The 21,061-nt window shown below is 70.1% G+C and carries 18 protein-coding genes; 8 read left to right on the forward strand and 10 right to left on the reverse strand.

Annotated elements, in window-relative coordinates:
• Nucleotides 1-156: 156 nt before the first annotated feature.
• The 6 genes from AOM45_RS32905 to AOM45_RS32930 are packed head-to-tail and all read left to right on the forward strand — an operon-like array spanning nt 157 to nt 7,775.
• The gene (locus AOM45_RS32905) at nt 157-2,082 is read left to right on the forward strand and encodes a molybdopterin oxidoreductase family protein (protein ID WP_030469298.1); all 1,926 of its coding nucleotides are present in this window, start codon (nt 157-159) and stop codon (nt 2,080-2,082) included.
• Entirely contained in the window at nt 2,083-3,852 is a 1,770-nt protein-coding gene (locus AOM45_RS32910) for an NAD(P)H-dependent oxidoreductase subunit E (protein WP_030469297.1), read from the forward strand.
• Nucleotides 3,849-4,706 carry a 2Fe-2S iron-sulfur cluster-binding protein gene (locus AOM45_RS32915; protein ID WP_030469296.1) on the forward strand — a complete coding sequence of 286 codons (858 nt, stop codon included), beginning with the start codon at nt 3,849-3,851 and terminating at the stop codon, nt 4,704-4,706. The genes AOM45_RS32910 and AOM45_RS32915 overlap by 4 nt, the downstream gene beginning before the upstream one ends.
• A 20-nt stretch (nt 4,707-4,726) precedes the next feature.
• Nucleotides 4,727-6,268, forward strand: a complete 1,542-nt coding sequence (locus AOM45_RS32920; RefSeq protein WP_030469295.1) for an aldehyde dehydrogenase family protein — start codon at nt 4,727-4,729, stop codon at nt 6,266-6,268.
• Complete coding sequence (locus AOM45_RS32925) at nt 6,265-7,251, forward strand: acyl-CoA dehydrogenase family protein (RefSeq protein WP_030469294.1); 987 nt, start codon at nt 6,265-6,267, stop codon at nt 7,249-7,251. The genes AOM45_RS32920 and AOM45_RS32925 overlap by 4 nt, the downstream gene beginning before the upstream one ends.
• A gap of 26 nt (nt 7,252-7,277) precedes the next feature.
• The gene (locus AOM45_RS32930) at nt 7,278-7,775 is read left to right on the forward strand and encodes a DinB family protein (protein ID WP_030469293.1); all 498 of its coding nucleotides are present in this window, start codon (nt 7,278-7,280) and stop codon (nt 7,773-7,775) included.
• On the opposite strand, the gene AOM45_RS32935 is transcribed toward AOM45_RS32930, so the two are convergent.
• On the reverse strand, nt 7,759-10,443 hold the full coding sequence (locus AOM45_RS32935; RefSeq protein WP_051783951.1) for an AfsR/SARP family transcriptional regulator: 2,685 nt from the start codon (nt 10,441-10,443) through the stop codon (nt 7,759-7,761). The genes AOM45_RS32930 and AOM45_RS32935 overlap by 17 nt on opposite strands.
• Nucleotides 10,444-10,828: 385 nt before the next feature.
• On the opposite strand from AOM45_RS32935, the gene AOM45_RS32940 reads away from it, so the two are divergent.
• Nucleotides 10,829-12,124 (forward strand): nucleobase:cation symporter-2 family protein, encoded by a 1,296-nt coding sequence (locus AOM45_RS32940; protein ID WP_030469291.1) that lies wholly within the window; start codon nt 10,829-10,831, stop codon nt 12,122-12,124.
• On the opposite strand, the gene AOM45_RS32945 is transcribed toward AOM45_RS32940, so the two are convergent.
• The 8 genes from AOM45_RS32945 to AOM45_RS32980 form a co-directional block, all read right to left on the reverse strand.
• On the reverse strand, nt 12,099-12,383 hold the full coding sequence (locus AOM45_RS32945) for a PASTA domain-containing protein (protein WP_156093994.1): 285 nt from the start codon (nt 12,381-12,383) through the stop codon (nt 12,099-12,101). The two genes, AOM45_RS32940 and AOM45_RS32945, sit on opposite strands and share 26 nt — an antisense overlap.
• A 6-nt stretch (nt 12,384-12,389) precedes the next feature.
• Nucleotides 12,390-13,025, reverse strand: coding sequence for a TetR/AcrR family transcriptional regulator (locus AOM45_RS32950; protein ID WP_030469289.1), 636 nt, complete (start codon nt 13,023-13,025; stop codon nt 12,390-12,392).
• A 3-nt stretch (nt 13,026-13,028) separates the two neighbouring features.
• Nucleotides 13,029-15,353 (reverse strand): glycoside hydrolase family 3 protein, encoded by a 2,325-nt coding sequence (locus AOM45_RS32955; protein WP_035911316.1) that lies wholly within the window; start codon nt 15,351-15,353, stop codon nt 13,029-13,031.
• Between the two features lie 65 nt (nt 15,354-15,418).
• Nucleotides 15,419-15,805: a cupin domain-containing protein gene (locus tag AOM45_RS32960; protein WP_051783949.1), complete on the reverse strand. Its 387-nt coding sequence runs from the start codon at nt 15,803-15,805 to the stop codon at nt 15,419-15,421.
• 10 nt (nt 15,806-15,815) lie between these two features.
• Entirely contained in the window at nt 15,816-16,397 is a 582-nt protein-coding gene (locus AOM45_RS32965; RefSeq protein ID WP_236703912.1) for a hypothetical protein, read from the reverse strand.
• On the reverse strand, nt 16,384-17,991 hold the full coding sequence (locus AOM45_RS32970) for a substrate-binding domain-containing protein (RefSeq protein WP_030469285.1): 1,608 nt from the start codon (nt 17,989-17,991) through the stop codon (nt 16,384-16,386). Before AOM45_RS32970 ends, AOM45_RS32965 begins: the two co-directional genes overlap by 14 nt.
• A complete protein-coding gene (locus AOM45_RS32975; protein WP_030469284.1) occupies nt 17,988-19,130 on the reverse strand; it encodes a toxic anion resistance protein in 1,143 nt (380 codons plus the stop codon). The genes AOM45_RS32970 and AOM45_RS32975 overlap by 4 nt, the downstream gene beginning before the upstream one ends.
• Before the next feature lies 1 nt (nt 19,131).
• A complete protein-coding gene (locus AOM45_RS32980; protein WP_030469283.1) occupies nt 19,132-20,208 on the reverse strand; it encodes a hypothetical protein in 1,077 nt (358 codons plus the stop codon).
• Between the two features lie 143 nt (nt 20,209-20,351).
• On the opposite strand from AOM45_RS32980, the gene AOM45_RS32985 reads away from it, so the two are divergent.
• Nucleotides 20,352-20,684, forward strand: coding sequence for a YciI family protein (locus tag AOM45_RS32985; protein ID WP_030469282.1), 333 nt, complete (start codon nt 20,352-20,354; stop codon nt 20,682-20,684).
• Here the strand turns inward: AOM45_RS32985 and AOM45_RS32990 are convergent.
• Entirely contained in the window at nt 20,670-21,056 is a 387-nt protein-coding gene (locus AOM45_RS32990; protein WP_051783948.1) for a VOC family protein, read from the reverse strand. The genes AOM45_RS32985 and AOM45_RS32990 overlap by 15 nt on opposite strands.
• Nucleotides 21,057-21,061 lie beyond the last annotated feature (5 nt).

A 21,061-nucleotide genomic window follows, 5' to 3' on the forward strand; every position in this document is an offset into this window, starting at 1 on the left:
GTGACTGCGGCGTGGCGAGCCGGGCCACGTGCCCTGCGGTTCCCAGATGGCCACGCGGACGCGGGTGAGGAATTCGGCTCCGATTCTCGGCGAGGGCTAGCGCATACCGCAGATTGCATACAGTATGGAGGGAGGAGGCCAGAAATGAGTACTGTGATGAGCAGGCGGAAGAAGACCGAGCCCTACGTGCGACTCACCCAGCCGCTGGTGCGCGACGCGGGCGTCCTGCGCCCCGCCACCTGGGACGAGGCTCTGGACCGCGCGGCCGAGGGGTTCCGGCGCAACGTGGCGCAGCACGGGCCGGACGCGTTCGGCATGTTCTCCTGTGCGCGGGCCACCAACGAGATGAACTACATGGCCCAGAAGTTCACCAGGGCCGTGATCGGCACGAACAACGTCGACAGCTGCAACCGGACGTGTCACGCGCCGAGCGTGGCCGGTCTCGCCAAGGTGTTCGGCAGTGGTGGTGGCACCTCGTCCTACCAGGAGATCGAGGACGCCGACCTGATCATCCTGTGGGGCTCGAACGCGCGCGAGGCCCACCCGATCTTCTTCCAGCACGTGCTCAAGGCGGTCAACAAGGGCGCGAAGCTGTACGTGGTCGACCCGCGGCTCACCAGCACCGGCAAGTGGGCGCACCGGTGGTTGCGGCTCAACGTGGGTACGGACATCCCGCTGGCCCACGCCATCGCGCGCGAGATCATCGCGTCCGGTCTCACCAACACGTCGTTCGTCGAGCGGGCGACCGAAGGGTTCGAGGAGTTCGTCAAGGCCGTCGAGCCGTGGACGCTGCCGGTCGCCGAGCTGGAGACCGGGGTGCCCGCCGAGCTGATCCGCGAGCTCGCGCACGCCTACGCCAAGGCCGACCGCGGGCAGCTCAGCTGGACGCTCGGCATCACCGAGCACCACAACGGCACGGACAACGTGCTGAGTCTCATCAACCTGTCGCTGCTCACCGGCCAGGTCGGCCGCTACGGCGCGGGGCTGAACCCGTTGCGCGGGCAGAACAACGTGCAGGGCGGCGGCGACATGGGCGCCATCCCCGACCGGCTGCCCGGCTTCCAGGACGTCACGGACCCCGCCGTCACGGCCAAGTTCAACGCCGCGTGGGGCTCGAACATCAGGGCGCAGAAGGGCTGGAACCTCACCCAGATGCTCGAGGCGATGGAACGCGGTGACCTGACCACCGTCTACATCATCGGCGAGAACCCCGTGCAGTCCGAGGCCGACTGCGAACACACGGTCAAACGACTGTCCAACTTGGACCACGTGGTGGTGCAGGACATCTTCCTCACCAAGACCGCGCAGCTCGCGCACGTCGTGTTGCCCGCCGCGGCGGCCTGGTGCGAGACCGACGGCACGTTCACGAACAGCGAGCGGCGCGTCCAGCGGGTGCGCAAGGCGCTCACCCCACCGGAGGGTGCGCGCGACGACATCGAGATCATGAGCGAGATCGCCGTACGGCTCGGCGCCGGCTGGGAGCACAAGACCGGCGAGGACGTGTGGGACGAGCTGCGCAGCCTGTCCCCGTTGCACACCGGCATGTCCTACCGGCGGCTGGAGGAGCTCGGCGGCATCCAGTGGCCGTGCCCGCGCGAGGACTCCCTCGAACCCAGCTTCCTGCACGCGCGGTTGTGGGAGAACGACCCGGTCAAGCGCGGCATGCCCGCCACGTTCTCGCCGGTGCCGCACAGTCCTCCTGTCGACGAGCTGACCGAGGAGTTCCCGTTCCGGCTCACCACCGGACGCCGGCTCGACTCCTACAACACCGGCGTGCAGTCGGCGGGGTTCGAGTCGCCACTGCGCAAGGGAGAGACGCTCGACCTGTGCCCGCAGGACGCGGCGGTGCTCGGGGTCGTCGACGGCGAGGAAGTCAAGATCACGTCCCGGCGCGGGCAGATCCAGGCACCCGTGCGGATCGACGACGGTCTCACGCCAGGTCTGGTCTTCATGACGTTCCACTTCCCGGACGAGATCGACGTCAACGTCATCACGATCGAGGCGACGTGCCCGATCGCGGGCACGGCCGAGTACAAAGCCGCCGCCATCCGCATCGACAAACTCCCCGTGAAGGTGGGCTGAGTGGACCTCAAGCTGCTCGACGTCGAGCCCACCGAGGCCGAACGCGTGGTCGTCGACCTGTTCACCGGCATGGGACGGGACCAACTGCTGCCGGCTCTGCACGCGGTCAACGACAGGGTGGGCTGGATCAGCCAGGGCGCGCTGAACCACATCTGCCGCGTGCTGCACATCCCGCCGGCCGAGGCGTACGGGGTGGCGAGCTTCTACTCGTTGTTCTCGCTGACCGAACGGCCGGCGAAGGTCGTGCACGTCTGCGTCGACCTTGCGTGCCAGGTCAACGGCGCGAAAGCGTTGTGCGACAGGCTGACCGACGAGCTCGGGCCCGCTGGGGCGAAGAGCGGTTGGTTGCGCAGCCCGTGTCTCGGGGTGTGCGAGAAGGCTCCGGCGGCGCTGGCGTTCGAGGCGGGGGAGGTCGCGAAGGAGCAGCTCCTCGCGCCCACCCACGCCGGTGAGGTGATCGCGGTGGCGGCCGCCGGTTCCTCCCGCTCTGACGACGGGCGCGCGGAGATGCCGCAGGCCGGTTCTCCCGGCCTGCGGCTGCTCAAACGGGTCGGTGTCGTCGATCCGGAGTCGCTCGACGACTACCGGGCGACGGGCGGCTACACGGCGTTGCGCACGGCTCTGCTCCTCGGGCCGTCCGGGGTGATCCGCGAGGTCACCGACGCGAAGCTGATGGGCCGCGGCGGTGCGGCGTTCCCGACAGGACGCAAGTGGGACGCGACCGCCCGCCAGCCCGTCCGGCCGCACTACCTGGTCTGTAACGCCGATGAGAGCGAACCCGGCACGTTCAAGGACCGGCTGCTCATGGAGGGCGACCCGTTCGCGGTGATCGAGTCGATGACGATCGCCGGGTTCGCCGCAGGGTGTTCGAAAGGCTATCTGTATTTGCGCGGCGAGTACCCGCGTGCCCTGCACCTGCTGCGCAACGCGATCGCCAAGGCGCGCGAGCGGAACTTCCTCGGCGAGAACATCATGGGCCACGAGGGTTTCTCGTTCGACATCGAGATCCGGCGCGGCGCCGGCGCCTACATCTGCGGCGAGGAAACGGCGATCTTCAACTCCATCGAGGGCTTCCGCGGTGAGCCGCGGTCGAAGCCTCCTTTCCCGGTGGAGCAGGGGCTTTTCGGCAAACCGACAGTGGTCAACAACGTGGAGACGCTGGTCAACGTGCCGGTGATCCTCACGGAGGGGTGCGAGGCGTACACGCGCATCGGCACTTCCGGTTCCACGGGTCCGAAGCTCTTCTGCCTGTCGGGGAACGTGAGTCGTCCGGGCGTGTACGAGGTGCCGTTCGGCACCACGCTCGGGGCACTCCTCGAGCTGGCGGGTGGCGTGCCGCCAGGCCGGGAGCTGCGAGCGGTACTGCTCGGCGGAGCGGCAGGCGGGTTCGTCCGGCCGGACGAGCTCGACCTGCCGCTCACCCTCGAGGACGCCCGCGCCGCCGGCACCACGCTCGGCTCCGGGGTCGTGCTGGTGCTGGACGACACCGCCGACCTCGGCAGCTTCCTGGTGCGCATCGCAGCTTTCTTCCGCGACGAGTCGTGCGGGCAGTGCGTGCCGTGCCGGATCGGGACGGTGCGGCAGGAAGAAGCGATGCACCGGCTCGTCGGAAAGCGCCCGTTGAGCACGAGCGCTCAAGACCTCCAGCTGCTGCGCGAGGTAGGGCAGGTCATGCGCGACTCGTCCATCTGCGGACTGGGTCAAACTGCTTGGAACGCCATCGAATCAGCGCTCGACAGGCTCGGCTATGCGGAGGAGGCGACGTCATGACGATCGTCGAGATCGGGCTTCCGAAGCGGCTGGTCGAGCTGACCTTGGACGGCGAAAGCGTTCGCGTGCCCGAGGGCGCGACGATCCTCGACGCGTGCACTGCGGTCGGGAAGTCGATCCCGACGCTGTGCTACGGCGACACGCTCAAGCCCGCAAACGCTTGCCGCGTCTGCATGGTCGAGGTCGAGGGCTCGCGCACGCTGGTGCCGTCGTGCTCGCGCAAGGTCGAGCCCGGCATGGTGGTGCGCACCGAGTCCGAGCGCACGCGACACAGCCGCAAGCTGGTGCTGGAGCTGCTGGGGTCCGCCACGGACCTGTCCACCACGCCGCACGTTGACGAGTGGATGTCGGCGTGCGGCGCCGACCCGTCCCGCTTCGGTCCCGACGCCGAAACGAAACTCCAACCGACCACAGTGGACAATCCGCTGTACGTCCGCGACTACGGCAAGTGCATCATGTGCTACAAGTGCGTCGACGCGTGCGGCGACCAGTGGCAGAACAGCTTCGCCATCTCCGTGGCGGGGCGCGGGTTCGACGCGCGGATCTCCACGGAGTTCGCGACACCGTTGCCCGAAAGCGCTTGCGTCTACTGCGGCAACTGCATCGAGGTCTGCCCGACCGGTGCGTTGAGCTTCAAGCGCGAGCACGACAAGCGTCAGGACGGCACGTGGGACGAGTCGAAGCAGTCCCAGACGACGACGATCTGCACGTTCTGCGGTGTGGGCTGCAACCTCACCCTGCACGTGCAGGACAACGAGATCGTCAAGGTCACGTCACCGCACGAAAGCACCGTCACGCACGGAAACCTGTGCATCAAGGGCCGATTCGGCTGGCAGCACGTGCAGAACCGCTAGGCACCGGGAGGGCGCTGGAGATGTCGTTGATCCTCAAGCCTGGAACTTCCTGGAACGACGTGTACTCGCGGTGCGTCCGGGTCGCACCCGAAGCGTTCCACGACGATCGGCTGCTCAACCACCTCGGCGGCGCGTGGAGTCGTTCCGGCGAACCGGTGCCCGCGACCACCCCGGTCGACGGCTCCACCACCGCGGGGCCGCCGTTCCTCGACTTCGACGTCGCGGGCCGCGCGGTGGTCTCCGCCGTCGAGCAGCACGTGCGGTGGCGTGAAGTGCCGCTCGCGGAACGCAAAGCGCGCGTGTCGGAGGCCCTGGACTTCCTCACCGAACACCGCGACCTGCTGTCGTTGCTGCTGGTGTGGGAGATCGGCAAGCCGTGGCGGCTCGCGACGGCCGACGTCGACCGCTGCATCGAGGGTGTGCGGTGGTACGTCGAGGAGATCGACGGGATGCTGGCCGGTCGGACCCCGCTGTCCGGGCCGGTGAGCAACATCGCGTCGTGGAACTACCCGATGAGCGTGCTGATGCACGCGATGCTCGTGCAGGCGTTGGCGGGCAACGCGGTCATCGCCAAGGCGCCGACCGACGGCGGCGTCAGCTGCCTGACCCTGGCGACGGCACTGGCCGTGCGGTCGGGGCTGCCTTTGACGCTCGTGAGCGGCAGCGGTGCCGAGCTCGCACCGGTGCTGGTCGGGTCGTCGTTCCTGGGCTGCGTGTCCTTTGTGGGCGGTCGGGACGCCGGCAGCGCCATCGCGGCGCGGCTGGTCGACTCGCAGCGCAGGCACGTGCTGGAGCAGGAGGGCCTGAACTGCTGGGGTGTCTGGGAAACCGACTCCTGGGAGATGCTCGGCACGCAGATCCGCAAGACGTTCGACTACGGCAAGCAGCGCTGCACGGCCTACCCGCGGTACGTCGTCCAACGGTCGTTGTTCGACAAGTTCCTCAACGTCTACCTGCCCGCGGTGCGGGACGTGCGGTTCGGGCACCCGCTCGCCGTCGCTTCGCCCGGCGACGAGCTGCCGGAACTGGACTTCGGGCCGCTGATCAACGACGCCAAGGCCAAGGAACTGGGTGACGTCGTCGACGAGGCGGTGCGCGCGGGCGGTGTGCCGCTGTACCGGGGATCGCTGGACGGTGGCCGGTTCCTGCCGGGCCAGCAGACCGCCGCCTACCTGGCACCGGTCGCGATCCTCGACCCGCCGCGGTCGTCGGTGCTGCACCACGCCGAGCCGTTCGGCCCGGTCGACACGATCGTGCTGGTGGACACCGAAGCGGAGCTGCTGGCCGCGATGAACGCGTCCAACGGCGCTCTGGTCGCGTCGCTGGCCTGTGACGACGAGGCGACCGCGCGACGCTTGAGCGAGGACGTCCAGGCGTTCAAGGTCGGCATCAACAAGCCGCGTTCGCGAGGCGACCGGGACGAGGTGTTCGGCGGTCGCGGCGCTTCGTGGCGCGGTGCCTTCGTGGGCGGGGAGTTGCTCGTCCACGCCGTCACGGAAGGGCCTTCGGGTGAACGGCCGTACGGCAACTTCCCCTCCTACTCGCTCTACCCACCCACGTGACGTACCGGGCGGACCTGCTCCGCATCGTGCAAACCGTGGTGGCACCGTCCGCCGCCGACATCGACCAACACGCCAGATTCCCGCGCGCCGCCGTGAACGCACTGGGCGCGTGCGGACTGCTGGGCATGACGATCTCGCGCACGGTCGGCGGCGGGGGACAGGACCTCCGTGCGGCCGGGCGTGTGGTCGAACACGTCGCACAAGCCTGTGGCGCAACGGCTTCCGTGCTGCGCTCGCACTACTCCGCAGCGGCCGTGCTGGACCGCTCGGGACCGCACTGGCTGCGAGCGGAGATCGCGGCGGGCCGGCACCTGGCGACGCTCGCGGCGTTCGGCACGGGCGGCGAGGCCTCGACGCACGGCGACGTGGTGCAGGTCCGGGCGCGCAAGAGCTGGGTGATCGCGGCGGGCGAAGCGGACAGCTACGTCTGGTCCTGCGGCCCGGCGCTGTGGCTGGTCCCCGCTCAGGCACCGGGATTGCTCGTGCCGGCCGAGCACGCCGGGATGGGACTGCGCGGAACCGTCGCCACGTGCGTGGAGGCGGATCCCGTGCGCGTGCCCGCGTCGAACAGGTTGTGGTCGGAAGAGCTCGCGTACCCGTGGTTCCTGGTGCTCGGGGCCGCGGTGTCGCTGGGGCTGATGGAAGGCGCGCTGGCGGCGGCGCTGGGACACCTCGGCGGCGGAGATCCGCGCACACGGGCCGACCTCGCCAGGATGCGGCTGCGGACCGACTCGGTCCGCGTGCTCTACAACGACACGCTGTCCGCCGTGACGTGGCATCCGGAACGGTCGCAGGACCGCGTCCGGCTGCTCGCGGTCACCGCGACCGAGGCCGCCGTCGCGGTCACCGACCTCGCGATGAAGGTGTGCGGGGACGCGGCTTTCCGCCGTGACCTGGGCATCGAGCGCCGGTTCCGGGACGCGCGGGCGGCGGCGGCGATCGAGCCGACCGTGGACGCGTTGCTGGATGCACTGGAGATCTGACGATCAGGTTGGCTAGGGTCGCGATCATGGCCTCCGGAGCGTTCGACGTACCCCTCGACGGTGAACGCACCCAGCTCGAAGCCTTCGTCGAGGACTACCGCCGTGCCGTCGAGGCCACCCTCGACGGCCTCACCGAGGAAGAGGCCCGCCGAAGGCTCGTCCCGTCGGCGACGACGTTGCTCGGGCTGCTCAAGCACGTCACGTGGATGCAGCGGGTGTGGTTCGAGGAGTGCGTCGGCGGCACACCCCGCCGCGAACTCGGGCTCGGGCAGACTCCCGACGAGTCCTTCCAGCTCTCCGACGACGACACGATCGCCACCGTCACGCGAGCCCGCCGGGAAGCCTGCGCCACGGCCAGGAGGCTGGTCGCGGACCTGCCGCTGGACACGGTCGTGACAGGCCACCGCATGGGGCCGCGGACGCTGCGCTGGGTGTACCTCCAGGTGCTGCGGGAGCTGGCCCACCACTGCGGGCACGCCGACATCCTGCGCGAACAGGTGCTGAGTTCTAGAGTCGAGCCCTGACCTCGTCGGCCCTCGGCTCACCCAGTTCCTCGAACAGCGTCACCGACTCCAGCCAGCACTTCTCGGCGCCGCGGCGGTCACCGATGCCGTCCAGCGCCAGCCCGAGGTTGTCGAGCGACTCCGCCTGCCCGTACAGGTCGCCGATCGCGCGGAACGTCTCCAGCGCCCGCTCGACGTACGACACGGCCTGGTGGTGGTCGAGCAGCCCGCGGTACACCTCGCCGATGTTGTTGAGCAGGATGGCTTCGCTGTACGGGTCCTTGACCTCGCGCCGGATCTCCAGCGCCCGCAGGTACCGCGACAGTGCGACGTCGAACCGGCCCGCGTCGGCGTGCAGCAGGCCGATGTTGTTCAGGGTCACGGCTTCCGTGTGCAGGTTGCCGAGTTCACGTGCGATTTCGGCGGCCTGCTCGTAGCACGACAACGCCTCGTCGACCCGGCCCTTCACCATGTAGGCGATGCCGAGGTTGTTCAGCGTCGGTTCCTGCCGCGCCTTGTCGCCGGTCGCCCGGAAGATCGTCAACGCCTGCTGATAGCACTCGATCGACTCGTCGTGGCGCCGGACCTCGCGCAGGCCGATGCCGAGCGTGATCAGCATCCGGCCCTCCGCGCTGCGGTCGCCGGCGGAACGGGCGGCCGCGAGCGCGACCTCGTGCGTGTCGAGCCAGTCGGCCCAGTGCTTGCGCAGGTTGAAGAAGTCCCACAGGCACTGGGCGAGGGTCCAGGAGTGTTCCGGCAGACCGTGCTCGGCGGCGTCGCGGACCGCGGCGACCAGGTTGGCGCGTTCGGTGTCGCACCACAGCAACGCGGCGTCGCGGTCGGCGAACGTGCGCGGGTGCACGGCCGGGTCCGCGGGTGGGATCTCCAGCTTGCGTTGGGGGTTGAGCTGCTGCACGTTGTGCCACGACGTGTGCACGTACCAGTCCAGCACGCGGCGACGTGCCATCGCGCGCGCAGGCGGTGGTTCGGCGGCGGTGACCTGCTCCACGGCGTAGGCGCGCAACAGGTCGTGCAGGCTGTAACGGCCGGGTGTGTGCTGCTGGAGCAGGTGTTCGTCGAGCAACGTTTCCAGCAGGTCGGCGGCTTCGTGTGCGGTCAGACCGGCCAGTGCGGCGGCGGACTCGGCCGTGACGTCCTCTCCGGGGTGGAGTCCGAGGAGGCGAAACAGGCGCCTCTGGTTCTCCGGCAACGCCTGGTACGAGAGGTCGAACACGCCCCGTGTGCCGAGACCGCCCCCTCTTTCCAGCTGGGCCACGAGATCCAGCATCGTCCACTGTGGACGGCGAGCGAGTCGTTTCGCGGCCAGCGCCACGGCGATCGGCAGGTGACCGCACAGCTCCGCGACCCGAACGGCTGCCTCGCGATCGGCCTGCACCCGGTCCTCCCCGGCGATCCGGGAGAGCAACGCGAGTGCCTCACCGGACGTGAAGACGTCCAGCAGCACCGACTTCACACCGTCGAGCCGCAGCAGCGTGCGGCGGCTGGTGATCAGCACCACGCAGGTCGCGCTGCCCGGCAGCAACGGCAGGACCTGGTCCTCGCCCGCGGCGTTGTCCAGCAGCACCAAGGCGCGTTTGCCCGCCAGCCGGTCGCGGTAGAGCGCGGCCCGTTCCTCCAGCGGCCCGGGGATCTGCCCGCCGGGAACTCCCAGCAGACGCAGAAAGCTCTCCAGCACGGCGGCCGGGTCCGCGGGCAGCTCGTCGGGGTCGAAGCCGTGCAGGTCCGCCCACAGCTGCACGTCCGGGTAGTGCTCCACGAGCCGGTGTGCCGCCCGCACGGCGAGCTTCGTCTTGCCGACGCCCGCCATGCCCTCGATCGCGGAGATCACGACCGTGGAGTGCGGCCCCGGCTCGCACAGCCGCCGCAGCTCCGACTCGCGGCCGGTGAACTCGGCGATGTCCATCGGCAGCTGGCGGTGCGCGTTCAACGCGGCGGGCGAGGGCACCCGGCTCTCGAGGATCACCTGCTGCAACTGGCGCAACCGCGCGCCGGGCTCGACGCCGACCTGCGCGACCACGTGCTTGCGCGCGGTCGCGTAGGCCTCCAGCGCTTCGCCGCGACGGCCGGACCGGTCGAGCGCGAGCATCAGCAACGCCCACAGCTCCTCCCGCAACGGGTGCAGCGCCGACTCCCGCCGCAGCCGGTCGATCACGTCGTCGAACCGGCCGAGCTCCAGCGCGGCCTTCGCGTACCGCTCGATGGCGGTGAGCCTGCGTTCCTGGATCCGGGTGAGCTCGGCGCGCAGCAACGGTCCGCCGCTGAGCTCCCCGGTCGGGATGCCGTGCCACTTGGCCAGCGCCTGGGCGAACGCCTCCGCCGCGGCCTCGGTGTCGTTGTCCGCCAACGCCTCCTCACCGGCGCGCACGAGCTCGTCGAACGCGTCCAGGTCGAGCTCGCCGGGCTCGACGAGGAGCTGGTAGCCGTGACCGGGTCTGGTGATCAGCCGGTCTCCCAGCACCTTGCGCAACCCGGCCACGTACGTGCGCAGGTTCGACTCGGGCGAGACGGGCGGTGAGTCCCAGACCGCGTCGGTCAGCTGGGCGACGCTGACGGCCTCGCCCGCGTGCAGCAACAGCATCGTGAGCACCGCGCGCTGCCGGGGTCCGCCCAGCTCGAGCAGTGCGCCCTCCCGCCGTACCGCCAGCGAACCGAGCAGCAGGAACTCCACAGGCGTGTCTCTCCTCAACGATCTTGAACGTCCTGGTCGGGCCATCCTCGCGCACGCACCGGCCGTCTGTGCACGGCCTGGGCGAAATCTGTGCGCGCCCCCTGGCACCTTTGTACCCAGATCCGGGAGTTGCGCCGCCGGGCCCGAGAAGACCCGGGACAGGGGGTCGGCGCAGTTGCCAGGTCCGGTTCCCCCAAGAACCCGGCTGACGTGTGAAAGTCACCGCGCGCGTCGGCCACCTTCACAAGACCGGTGGCCCGGACGGGTCCCCCAGACTGGAACGGGCCACCACCTTGTGCCGCTCACACGTGCGAAAGTGCCGCTGAGCGGGCGGACTTCTCGCCGGTGTGACGACGCCGCAACGATCAGGCGCTACGAAGGGTCCATGGAGACCGCTCTGAAGCATCCGGTCGACCAGGTGCTGCCACCCGCGCGCCTGGGGTTGCTCGGTTTGCAGCACGTCCTCGCGATGTACACCGGCTGCGTCACGGTGCCGCTCGTCTTCGGCGCCGCGGCGGGCCTCGACACCCGCACGATCGGCCTGCTCGTCAACGCCGACCTCCTGGTCGCCGGCCTGATCACGGTGCTGCAGGCGCTCGGCATCGGCACCGTCCTGGGCATCCGCCTGCCGGTCGTGGCGGGCGCGACGTTCACCGCCGTGACGCCGATGATCCTGATCGCGGGCCAGTACGGCGTGCAGGCGGTCTACGGGTCGATGCTCGCCGCGGGTGTGTTCGGAATCCTGATCGCGGTGCCGTTCGCCCGCGCCGTCCGGTTCTTCCCGCCCGTGGTGACAGGTTCGGTGATCACGGTGATCGGCCTGTCGCTGATCGGTGTGGGGGCCGGGTTGATCACGGGCCAGGACGGGACCGGTTCGGGCAGGGAGCTCGGGCTGGCGTTCGGCATCGTGCTGGTGATCGTGCTCGTCGGCCGGTTCGCCCGCGGCCTGCTCGGCCAGCTGGGCGTGCTGATCGGTCTGATCGGCGGCACGATCGCGGCGATCTTGCTGGGCCTGACGGACTTCTCCGGCGTCGGTGGCGCCGCGTGGCTGGGGATCGCGCAGCCGTTCCACTTCGGCCCGCCGCAGTTCCCGCTCGCCGCGGTCGTGTCGATGTGCGTGGTGATGCTGGTGACGTTCACCGAGTCGACCGCCTCCATGCTCGCGGTCGGCGAGATGACCGGTCGTCCCGTCACGTCCCGCGACCTGGCCCGCGGACTTGCCGCCGAGGGCGTGTCGGGCGTGCTGGGTGGCGTGATGAACGGGTTCCTCGACACCGTCTTCGGCCAGAACGTCGGCCTGGTCGGCATCACGAAGGCGCGCAGCCGGTACGTCGCCGCGGTCGCCGGCGTGATTCTGGTGCTGCTGGGCCTGATCCCGAAGCTCGGCGCGGTCGTCGCGGCCCTGCCCGGCCCCGTGGTCGGTGCGGCGGGGCTGGTCATGTTCGCGACCGTCGCGGCGCTGGGCATCGCGATCCTGCGCGGGGTCGACTTCGAGAACACCGGGAACCTGCTGATCGTCGCGGTCACCATCGGGGTCGGGCTGCTGCCCGTCGTCGCGCCGAAGATCTACCAGTCGTTTCCCGCCTGGGCACAGGTGATCGGCGGCAGCGCCATCACCAGCGCGGCGCTGACCGCCTTCGTGCTCAACCTGCTGTTCAACCACACTCGTCGAGGTACTTGAACGCTTCACGGCGTTGTGGCAGCGGGCGACGAGGCTCGCGCACCCCGCTGCCGTCACCACCGCCCTCGACCCAGACGGTCACGACGTCCCACCGTCCGACGCGCGTGCCCGCAGCAGGACGCTGCGCCACGACGACGCCGTTCATCAGGGGATGGGGACCGTCCGGATCAGGACCTTGCAGGAGCAGACCCGCGTCGTGGCCCACGAGCCACGCGTCGAGCGCCTGTTTGCCGTGGAAGTTCGGAACCACCACTGTCACATGACTTCACCCGGAACCGACGGTACTCCACCGAGCCCTCAGAATTCCGGTGAACGCCTCGAATTCCGCAGCCATCGACACCTCGTCCGGTTGCAGCAACCACTGCTGCTGCAACCCGTCGATCACCGCGACCGTCGTCCGCACGATCGTGCCGACCGGCGCGTCCGGAGCGAACTCACCGCGCTCCTTGCCCGCCTCCACGGCCTCGGCCAGCCACGTCCGGATGCTCGCGTAGTGCTCCTGCACCCACGCGTGTGCGGGATGCGCCGGTTCGACGGCCTCCGCCGCGAGCCGCACGAACAGTCCCACCAGGTGCGGCCGCGTCGAGTTGCGCGCCACCAGCGCGGTCAGGGCGTCGAACGCCGCCCAGCCCAGCGGTGGCGACGTGGTGCCGGTCAGGAAGTCGCCGTCCTGGCGGTCCCGTTCCTCGAGCACGGCCGCCAGCAACGCCGCCTTGCTCGGGAAGTGGTGCAGCAGACCGGACTGCGACAGGCCGGTCTTCGCGGCGACGGCGGCGACCGACGTGCCCTTGAAGCCCGCCAGCGCGAACAGTTCGGTGGCGGCGGCGACGGCCTTCGCCCTGGACTCCTCGCCGGAGACGTCCACCCGTGACCTGGCCCGGTACCGGGGAGGGAAGGACACGGCTCACCCCCGGTCGGCGCGCAGGGTGACCCGGACGTCGCCGAGCCCGCGGGCGATCAGGACCTCGCCGCCGGACAACGGCTGCCAGCCTTCTGCCCACACCCGTTGTACGCGCGCAGAACACGGCACCTCGACCTCGACGGTCTCCCCGGCACCGACGTCCGCGACCGTCCACCCGATCAGCCGCACCGGTTCGTCCTCCGGCCGCAGGTAGACCTGCACGACCTCGCGTCCTGGTCGTTCGCCGGTGTTGGTGAGCCGCACCGAGACCGTGTCGATCACATCGTCCACAGTGGACGTGGAAGCCGTGCCGTACTCCCACGTCGTGTAGCCGAGTCCGTGGCCGAACCAGAACAACGGGTCGGAGGCGCCGCGGTAGCCGATCGCCGTGCCCTCGGTGTAGGGCAACGAGCCGTCGGTCGGCACCGGGGTCAGCGCATCGGCGTCAGTGCGCGGGAACGTGGTGACCAGCCGCCCGGCCGGTTCGATCGCGCCGGTCAACGCGGCCGCGACGGCGTCACCGGCCTCCTGACCGGGCAGGCCCGCCCACAGCACGGCGTCGACCTGCGCGAGCCACGGCATCAGCACCGGTGTCGCGGCGTTCACGACGACGACGGTGCGCTGAGCGGCCGCCGCCACCGCCGCGACCAGCGCGTCCTGCTCGCCGGGCAACGCGAGCGTCGTCTTGTCGAAGCCCTCGGTCTCCTGCTCGTCGGTGAGGCCGACGACCACGACCGCCACGTCCGCCTCGCGCGCGGCCCGCACCGCCGCGCCGATCGCGTCGGCGGGAGGGCGGGGGACCGGCTGGGTGATCAGGCCGACCAGTGCGGCGGCCTCGCGCACGCGGGCCGTGATGCGGTCTCCCGGCGACACCAGGACCTCGGTCGTCCAGGACGGCGGCTTCAGCAGCGCCTCCTCCACGATGCCGTCGGCCCAGGCCAGATGGGTGTCGTGCTGCTCGCCGGACACCTCCAGCGTCCAGCGGCCGAACCCGCGCACCCCGACGAGCATCCGCGCCGGCTCGGACAGCACGACCTCGCCGGACACCTCGATCGAGGCGGCACCCTGCGCCCACCCGCCGAACGCGGCGAGCTCGGCGACCTCCATCTCGCGTGAAGCCAGCACCTCACCGGACGCGTCGAACGTCGTGGCACGGATGTCGCGCAGCACCCCGGCGCCAGGAGCCGCGTGCCGTTGCCGCACCTCCACACCGTCCACAACGGACACGGCAGCGCCGAGCAACGACGTCAGCCCGTCGGCGATGCTGACGACGTGCGGCGGCCGCAACCCGGCCGAACCACCGCCCTGAGCGACGGTGTCGACCGCGTGCCGGCCGATCAGCGCGACCCGGGAGGCGTTGAGCGGCAACACCTCGTCGTTCTTCAGCACGGTCATCCCGCCCGCGGCGAACCTGCGCAGCTGCTCACGGCGAACCGCGCTGTCCGGCGCCGGCACGTCCGCCGGCCAGGTGCGCTCGCCGAACGCGCCGGTGCGTGACGCCAGGAGCAGCAGGCGCCGCACGTGGTCGTCGATCGTCGACTCGGCGACCTCGCCCGCCTCGACGGCCGCGACCAGCTGGTCCTCCCAGGGGCCGCCGGGGCCGGGCATGACGAGGTCCAGGCCGCCGTTCGCGCTCTCGGCGGTGGACGACGTGGCGAACCAGTCGGACACGACCACGCCGTCGAAACCCCACTCGCCCTTCAGCACGCCCTCGACCAGCTCGGTGTGCTCGGTGGCCGGAATGCCGTTGACCTTGTTGTAGGCAGCCATGATCGCCCACGGTGAGGAGTCCTCGACGACGATCTCGAACGGCAGCAGGTACACCTCGCGCAACGTCTTCTCGTCCAGCACCGAGCTCACCGTGCGCCGTTCGGTCTCGGACTCGTTGGCCACGTAGTGCTTGGGCGTCGCCGCGATGCCGTTGTCCTGCAAGCCCCGCACGTACGCGGCGGCCAGCGCCCCGGTGAGCAACGGGTCCTCGCTGTAGGCCTCGAACAACCGGCCACCGAGCGGCGTGCGGTGCAGGTTGATCGTCGGACCGAGCACGACGTGCACCTGTTGCGCGGCAGCCTCGTCCGCGAGCACCTCGCCGACCTCGTGGGCCAGTGCGACGTCCCAGTGCTGGGCGAGCAGCGTGGCGTTCGGCAGCACGCAGGCGATCACACCGCCCCGCAGCTCCGCGCCGCGCACCCCGGTCGGTCCGTCGGACAGCTTCAGCGACGCCAGCCCGATCTCCGGCTCCGGCCACAGGGCGAAGAGCGCGGAACCCGTCAGCAGCCGCACCTTCCTGCGCAGGTCCAGGCTGGTGATCGCCTTCTCGATGTCCATGTCCGCGAGCACACCAGAACGGCCGACCGAGTGGTCGGTCGGTATACCTGCCTGTGACCGTTCGGTTATCTGGCGGTGACGTGAGGCTCGTGCGGGAACATCGCGAACGACAGGTCGTCCGTCAACGGCGTGGACACGTGCCCCTCGCCTTCGGTGTCCTCGAACGACAACAGCGATCCGGGCCCGAACTCCCGCCGCTCACCACCCGACACCGTGACGGCTGCCCGCCCGCTCAGCACGACCAGCCACTGCCTGCGCGGCGCGACGTGCGGCTCCCACTCGGGCGTGCCGCCGGGCGGCTGCTCGACGACGAGCATGGAGGTCGCGGTGAAGGGGCCGGAGACCAGCAGCGGAGGCACGCCTTCGACGGTGACCGTTGGGGTGCCTTCGACCTCGACGTCCTCGAAGGCCGATTTGCCGTTGCCGTCGGCGAAGATCCGCACGTAACGCATGATCGCGAGGCTACTCGCGGTCCTCCAGGTAGCGGGTGTGGTCGGCCTGCCGTTGCGCATCGGCGGCGTGGAACCGTTCCGCGACCCTGACGGCGTCGGCGTGCAGCAAGTCGAGCTGCCGCACCAGTTCCGCTCCGGAGCCACGCGCCGTGGAGTACCACCACGGCAGGTTCAGGTAGGTCTGCACGGACAACGGCAGGTCGGTGCCGACGAGCCGGGTCACGGCGTGCAGCGCGTCCGGGTCGGCCCGCAGCTCGCGCGGGCGGTCGAGCATGCCGCGCAGGACCTCGGCGATCTCGGCCAGCTTCGGCGGGACCTCGGTGGGCACGTTCAGGCCCCGCACCCGTCCCACCAGCGCGTCCAGCTCTGTTCGCAGCGCGCTCGCCTCTTCTTCCGGGTCGGTGACCAGGATGATCCGCTCGGGCGGTGCGGCGAGCGCGCCCACGCCGTAGAGGCCGATCACGACCAGGACCCAGTAGGAGCCCGCGAGACCGGCGAGGTGCAGGCCGAGGCCGATCAGCCCGCCGGTGCAGCCCGCGAGGTTCTTCCAGGACGCGAGGTACCGCAGCAGCACCGGACTACTGGTAGCCACGGATCTCCTTGAAGGCGTCGGAGAGCGAGCGGCTGCGGGCGTCGAAGACCTTGCCACCGCTCATCTTCGCCACCTGGTCCATCTCCGCCGTGGCGCTCTCGCCGAACAGCACCGGGAAGATCGGGATGTCCTTGAGGTGCTGCGGCAGACCGGCGTGGAAGCGCTGGAAGTCGTCGAAGTCCTCGCTGCCGGTGTTCTCGCCGTCGGTCATCAGCACGACCGAGGTGAACCGGTCGGGGTCGGCGTCGATCTGCGCGCGCAGCACGTCGTAACCACCGCGCAGGCTGCTGTAGATCGCCGTGCCGCCTCCCGCGTCCAGCGAGGTCGCCGTGGTGCGGATCTGGTCGAGGACCGGGCGCGGGTCGTCGGCGGGCACCTCGTACTTCAACGGCGGGAGCGCGGAGTTGTTGAACGGCAGCAGGGTCACCTGTTCGCGGCCGTGGAACCTGTTGAACTTGCCGGCGAGCGACTGGTCGGCGCCGGTCAGCCCGACCAGTGCCTGCCGGAGCCCTTCGATGCGGTCGCCCTGCATCGAGCCGGACGTGTCGAGCACGTAGAGCGTGCGCGACGGGCGGCGCAGCTGGTCGAAGTACGTCGTGATCAGACCGTCCACAGCGGACTGGCTGCCGGGGAACGGCAGTTCGACGAGGTCCTTCACGGCGAACTTCGCGTCCGGCTGCACCTGCGGCACCGCGGGGCGGCGGTGCGTGATGTCCATGATCCTGCGCTGGACGTCGGGGCTGCGCAGGTGGTCCGACAGCTTGCGGTGTGCTTCGCGGGCTTCCGAGGTGGCCGAGGTGAGCAGGGTGAGCGGGTAGTCGGCGGTCACCACGCCGTCGTTCGGGTAGATCAGCGTCAACGGTTCGGGCAGGGTCGCGTTGAGGGACAACAACACGGACTCGTAGTTGATCAGACCGTCCACTGCGACGCCCTCGCCCCTGGAGCGTTTGGCGTAGGCCTCGGACAGCCACCCGGACGATCCCGCGGAGAGGGCCTGGGCCGAGAAGAACTGCTTGAGCTGCGGTGCCACGGCGTTGATCCGTGCGGTGTCGAGTGCAGCGCCCGAACCGGACAACGCCGCCGCGACGCCGACCAGCGCGGAGAACCCGGAGTTGGAGACGGACGGGTCGGTCATGCCGTAGGTGAACTTCCGTGCTCCGGCCGCCTCGGCGATCTCGGCCCAGCCGACGCGCCTGCCGTCCCAGCCGAGCTCCTTCACCTTCGCGGCGGGCAGGCCGAGGACGACGGGGGAGGACATCACCCTGGCCGGGGTGCCGAGCCGTTTCTGGGCCTCCGGCACGAGCTCGAGATAGCGGTTGGAGGAGAACCACACCGCGTCGAAGCCCTGCTCGGCACTACCGCTCGCCACCTTCTCGGCGCCTTCGATCGTGCCGGTGAAGCTGAACTTCACGGACACACCGGTGGCGCGCGCGGCCTCGTCGAGAACGGGCTGGAGGTCGGCGAGCTCACTGCCGGCGAGAACCCGCAGGACGCCCGGTGCGGCATCGCCGACGGGTCTGGACGGGTCGGGGTCGTCGGAACATCCCGCGAGCAGCGCCACGACGGCGAGCGCGGGGACGAGACGGCGGATCATGCTTGCTCCTCGGCGCCGCGGACGCGGCTCAGGTGGTCGTGGGCGCGCCGGATCTCGGCGTCCAGCGCGGTCACCGTGCCGGCCATCGAGTCGGCCGCGCGGGCCTTGAACGTGTCGACGGCGTCGATCGCCGCGTAGATCTGGTCGAACGAGGTCCGCACCGCGTCGATGCCGACGGCCGGAGTCGACGCGATGCGCTCGACGTCCTGCCCCTGCAACGACATCAGCGCCGCGTTCGAGCGCAGGACCGAGTCGGTGAGCCCGCGCACGGCGTCGATCTGGTCGATCACCTCGCGCTGTCCGGCCAGCGCCGCCGCGACCACCACGCCGATCCGCAACGCCGTGACGGTCGTGCTGACCGCCCGTTCGACACCCTTGATCAGCTCGTCGTTGTTGCGGCGCACCACGTCCAGCGCCAGGTACCCCTGCGCGCACACCGCGAGCTGGGTCAGCAGGTCCTGGTGCCGTTGCCGCAGCCCGAACAGCACGTCGGCGCGCAACGCCTGCGCACGTCCCGGATCGGACAGGTCGAGGATCGCGACCTGGCGCTGCACGGCCTCGTCCATCTCGCCGGCGAGTGCGGCGTGCCGCGACAACGTGGTCATGAGGTCCCACAACCGTTGCCGCTCACCTTTGATCGCCGCGTTGTCGCGCTTCAGGGCGTCCTGACCGAACCGCAGCTTCAGCACGATCCGGTTCACGGGCTCGTCGGCCGCCCGCAGCCGGGCGAGCAGCCCCTTGGCCGCGTTGCCGCCGGGGAGGAACCCGAGGATCTTGCGCCCGGTGAGCTTGGTGAGGTCCTGCGGGTCCAGCTCCCGCACGGAACGCCGCAGTTCGGTCAGGCTCGTCGCCACCGCGGCGGTGCTCGGCGAGGACACGGACGCGAGCGTGCGGTCGAGCAACCGGCCGGCGATCTGGGCGGCCACGCGCATCTCCGCCTCGCCGAGGACCAGTGCCTCGTCGACGATTCCGCCGAACTCCGGCGACCGCGGGTCGACGGCGGCCAGTGCGGAGACGAACGCCTCGGCCTTCCCTGACAGCTCGGCCCTGGCCTCGGCGGAGACGGGGATGAGCCCTGCCGCCCGGTCGACCGGCACGGGCTCGACGGGATCCGGTGGCGTCAGCACGAAGTCGGACATGTCAGTACTGCTTCGCGATCGCTTCGAGCATCCGTTCAAGCGTCTCGTGCGCCGGCGGTTCGACCACGTCCACGATCGTCTGCGGCACGGTCAGGTTCTTCTCCTTGACGACGTCGGTGAAGTGCCTGGGATCCGCGGTGCGGAACCCGAACGTCGCCGCCAGCCTGCCGAGCTCGGCGTCGCTCGTGAGCAGCTGTCCGACGCGATCACCCGGCTCGCGCAACGGCACCAGCGTGTGCTTGGACAGCACCGTCGGCGCCGGGTAGAGCAGCTTCATGTCCGGCCGGATCGTGGAGTCGCCCCGCACCACCCGGTCGACGAACTGGGCCTCGTAGGCCAGCACCAGCGGGGTCTTGCCCATCCCCGCGGACAGGTAGTCCTCGAACGGCCCTTCCGTGCTGCTCTGCGTGTAACCCTGGTCCAGGAACAACTTGGACACAGCGGGCAACACCTTCGCCTCTGCCTCCTGCGACGACACCACCCCGCCGTTCGCGACGAACGACGTGATCGCGAGGTACATCGCCGCCGAGTTCGAGTCACGCGGGTCGGTCGTGGTGACGAGGAGATTCTTGCGAGCGGCGTAGGAGCTGTTGCCCGGCAGCTGGTCCCACCGCGTGCCCTTGGCCGCGAGGTCCAGGTACGCCTGCACGTCGAACGTCTGGTAGCCGGGCCCGGAATTGACCACGCCCGCCTTCGTCAGCAGGTCGACGATCGGGTCGAACGTGGCGATGACCATCGGCGAGGAGAACGGCGCGTACGTGCGCGCCGCCTTGCGGTCCCGCTGGATCTTCTCCGCCGCGGGCGCACTCGACGGAAAAGCGAAGTCGTACGAGGTGAGGTCGGTCGCCGTCGCGATCTGCCGCGACCCGGCGGGATCCACCTCGACCTTGAGCCCGTGCTTCGCGAACACGTCCTGGACGCGCTGGTCGGCGAAGAAGGCGAGCTTCTCCGAGCCGATGACGCCGCGCACCGTCTGGAGCCGGGCCGGTTCCTCACCGCCGCCCTGGCCGAAGTAGATCGCGGCCGCCACGCCGACCAGGAGCGCGACCGCCAGACCGATGCCGAGCGTTCTTTTCACTGTCCACCTCTTGCTGGACCACTTGTCGGAGAACGGATCCTTCGTCACTTCGACGGCTTCGCGGGGCAAGTGGTCGCAATCGTGAGATGAACTCTCGGTGAACGAGCCGATGAGTTCGGGGCTCGGCCCGAGTCTGTACCGGCATGAAGTTCATGACGATCGGATACGGAGACCGCGCGGGCTACGACAGGACCCCGGAAGCCGTGCGCGCCGAGGCGCACGCCCACGACGACCGCCTGCGTGCGGCAGGTGCGGAGATGGGCGTCGCGGGCACCCCCGTGCAGGTGCGCAACCACCTCGACGCCGGGGTGAGCGTGGAGAACGGGGCCTACCAGACCTCGGCACTGCCCGTTGCGGGTTTCGCGATCATCGAAGCGGAGTCGTTGGAGAAGGCCGTCGAGCTGGTGTCGAAGACGCCGTGCGCGGTCGGCTACGGCGTGGTGGAGGTGTGGCCGTGGCAGTCAGCGCAGGGGTGACCTGTCGCCCACGGACCACTTGTGCCCGAACGGATCGGTGAAGCCGCCCTGCCGGTGCGTTCCCCACGGCAGCTGGTGGTCCACGACCGGGGACCCCGCGACGGCGCCGGCGCCCACCGCGCGGGCGATGAACCCGTCGGGGTCGTCGGTGAACACCTCGACGCGGACGCTCGTGACCCCGGCAGGGCTCGACTCCGCCGGGTTCGCGGGGTTGTCCTGGTGGAGGAAGAAAGGCGCGCCGCCGATCTGGAGACCGGCGACGCCGCCCAGGTTCCACAGCTCCTCGGCGCCGAGCGCGGTCCTGTACCAGGAGACCGCGGCGTCGGCGTCGGGAACGATCAGCATCACGGAGATGACCGGAGGTACGGACATGCCGG

It is taken from the genome of Lentzea aerocolonigenes (genome assembly GCF_000974445.1).
GTDB classification, from domain to species: domain Bacteria; phylum Actinomycetota; class Actinomycetes; order Mycobacteriales; family Pseudonocardiaceae; genus Lentzea; species Lentzea aerocolonigenes.

What these genes read in the sequence shown, in the direction of transcription:
- AOM45_RS32975 (WP_030469284.1), bottom strand. Translation starts at nt 19,130, where the DNA reads ATGTCCGACTTCGTGCTGACGCCACCGGATCCCGTCGAGCCCGTGCCG.
- AOM45_RS32955 (WP_035911316.1), bottom strand. Translation starts at nt 15,353, where the DNA reads ATGGACATCGAGAAGGCGATCACCAGCCTGGACCTGCGCAGGAAGGTG.
- AOM45_RS32915 (WP_030469296.1), top strand. Translation starts at nt 3,849, where the DNA reads ATGACGATCGTCGAGATCGGGCTTCCGAAGCGGCTGGTCGAGCTGACC.
- AOM45_RS32990 (WP_051783948.1), bottom strand. Translation starts at nt 21,056, where the DNA reads ATGTCCGTACCTCCGGTCATCTCCGTGATGCTGATCGTTCCCGACGCC.
- AOM45_RS32985 (WP_030469282.1), top strand. Translation starts at nt 20,352, where the DNA reads ATGAAGTTCATGACGATCGGATACGGAGACCGCGCGGGCTACGACAGG.
- AOM45_RS32940 (WP_030469291.1), top strand. Translation starts at nt 10,829, where the DNA reads ATGGAGACCGCTCTGAAGCATCCGGTCGACCAGGTGCTGCCACCCGCG.
- AOM45_RS32905 (WP_030469298.1), top strand. Translation starts at nt 157, where the DNA reads ATGAGCAGGCGGAAGAAGACCGAGCCCTACGTGCGACTCACCCAGCCG.
- AOM45_RS32970 (WP_030469285.1), bottom strand. Translation starts at nt 17,991, where the DNA reads ATGATCCGCCGTCTCGTCCCCGCGCTCGCCGTCGTGGCGCTGCTCGCG.
- AOM45_RS32960 (WP_051783949.1), bottom strand. Translation starts at nt 15,805, where the DNA reads ATGCGTTACGTGCGGATCTTCGCCGACGGCAACGGCAAATCGGCCTTC.
- AOM45_RS32920 (WP_030469295.1), top strand. Translation starts at nt 4,727, where the DNA reads ATGTCGTTGATCCTCAAGCCTGGAACTTCCTGGAACGACGTGTACTCG.
- AOM45_RS32930 (WP_030469293.1), top strand. Translation starts at nt 7,278, where the DNA reads ATGGCCTCCGGAGCGTTCGACGTACCCCTCGACGGTGAACGCACCCAG.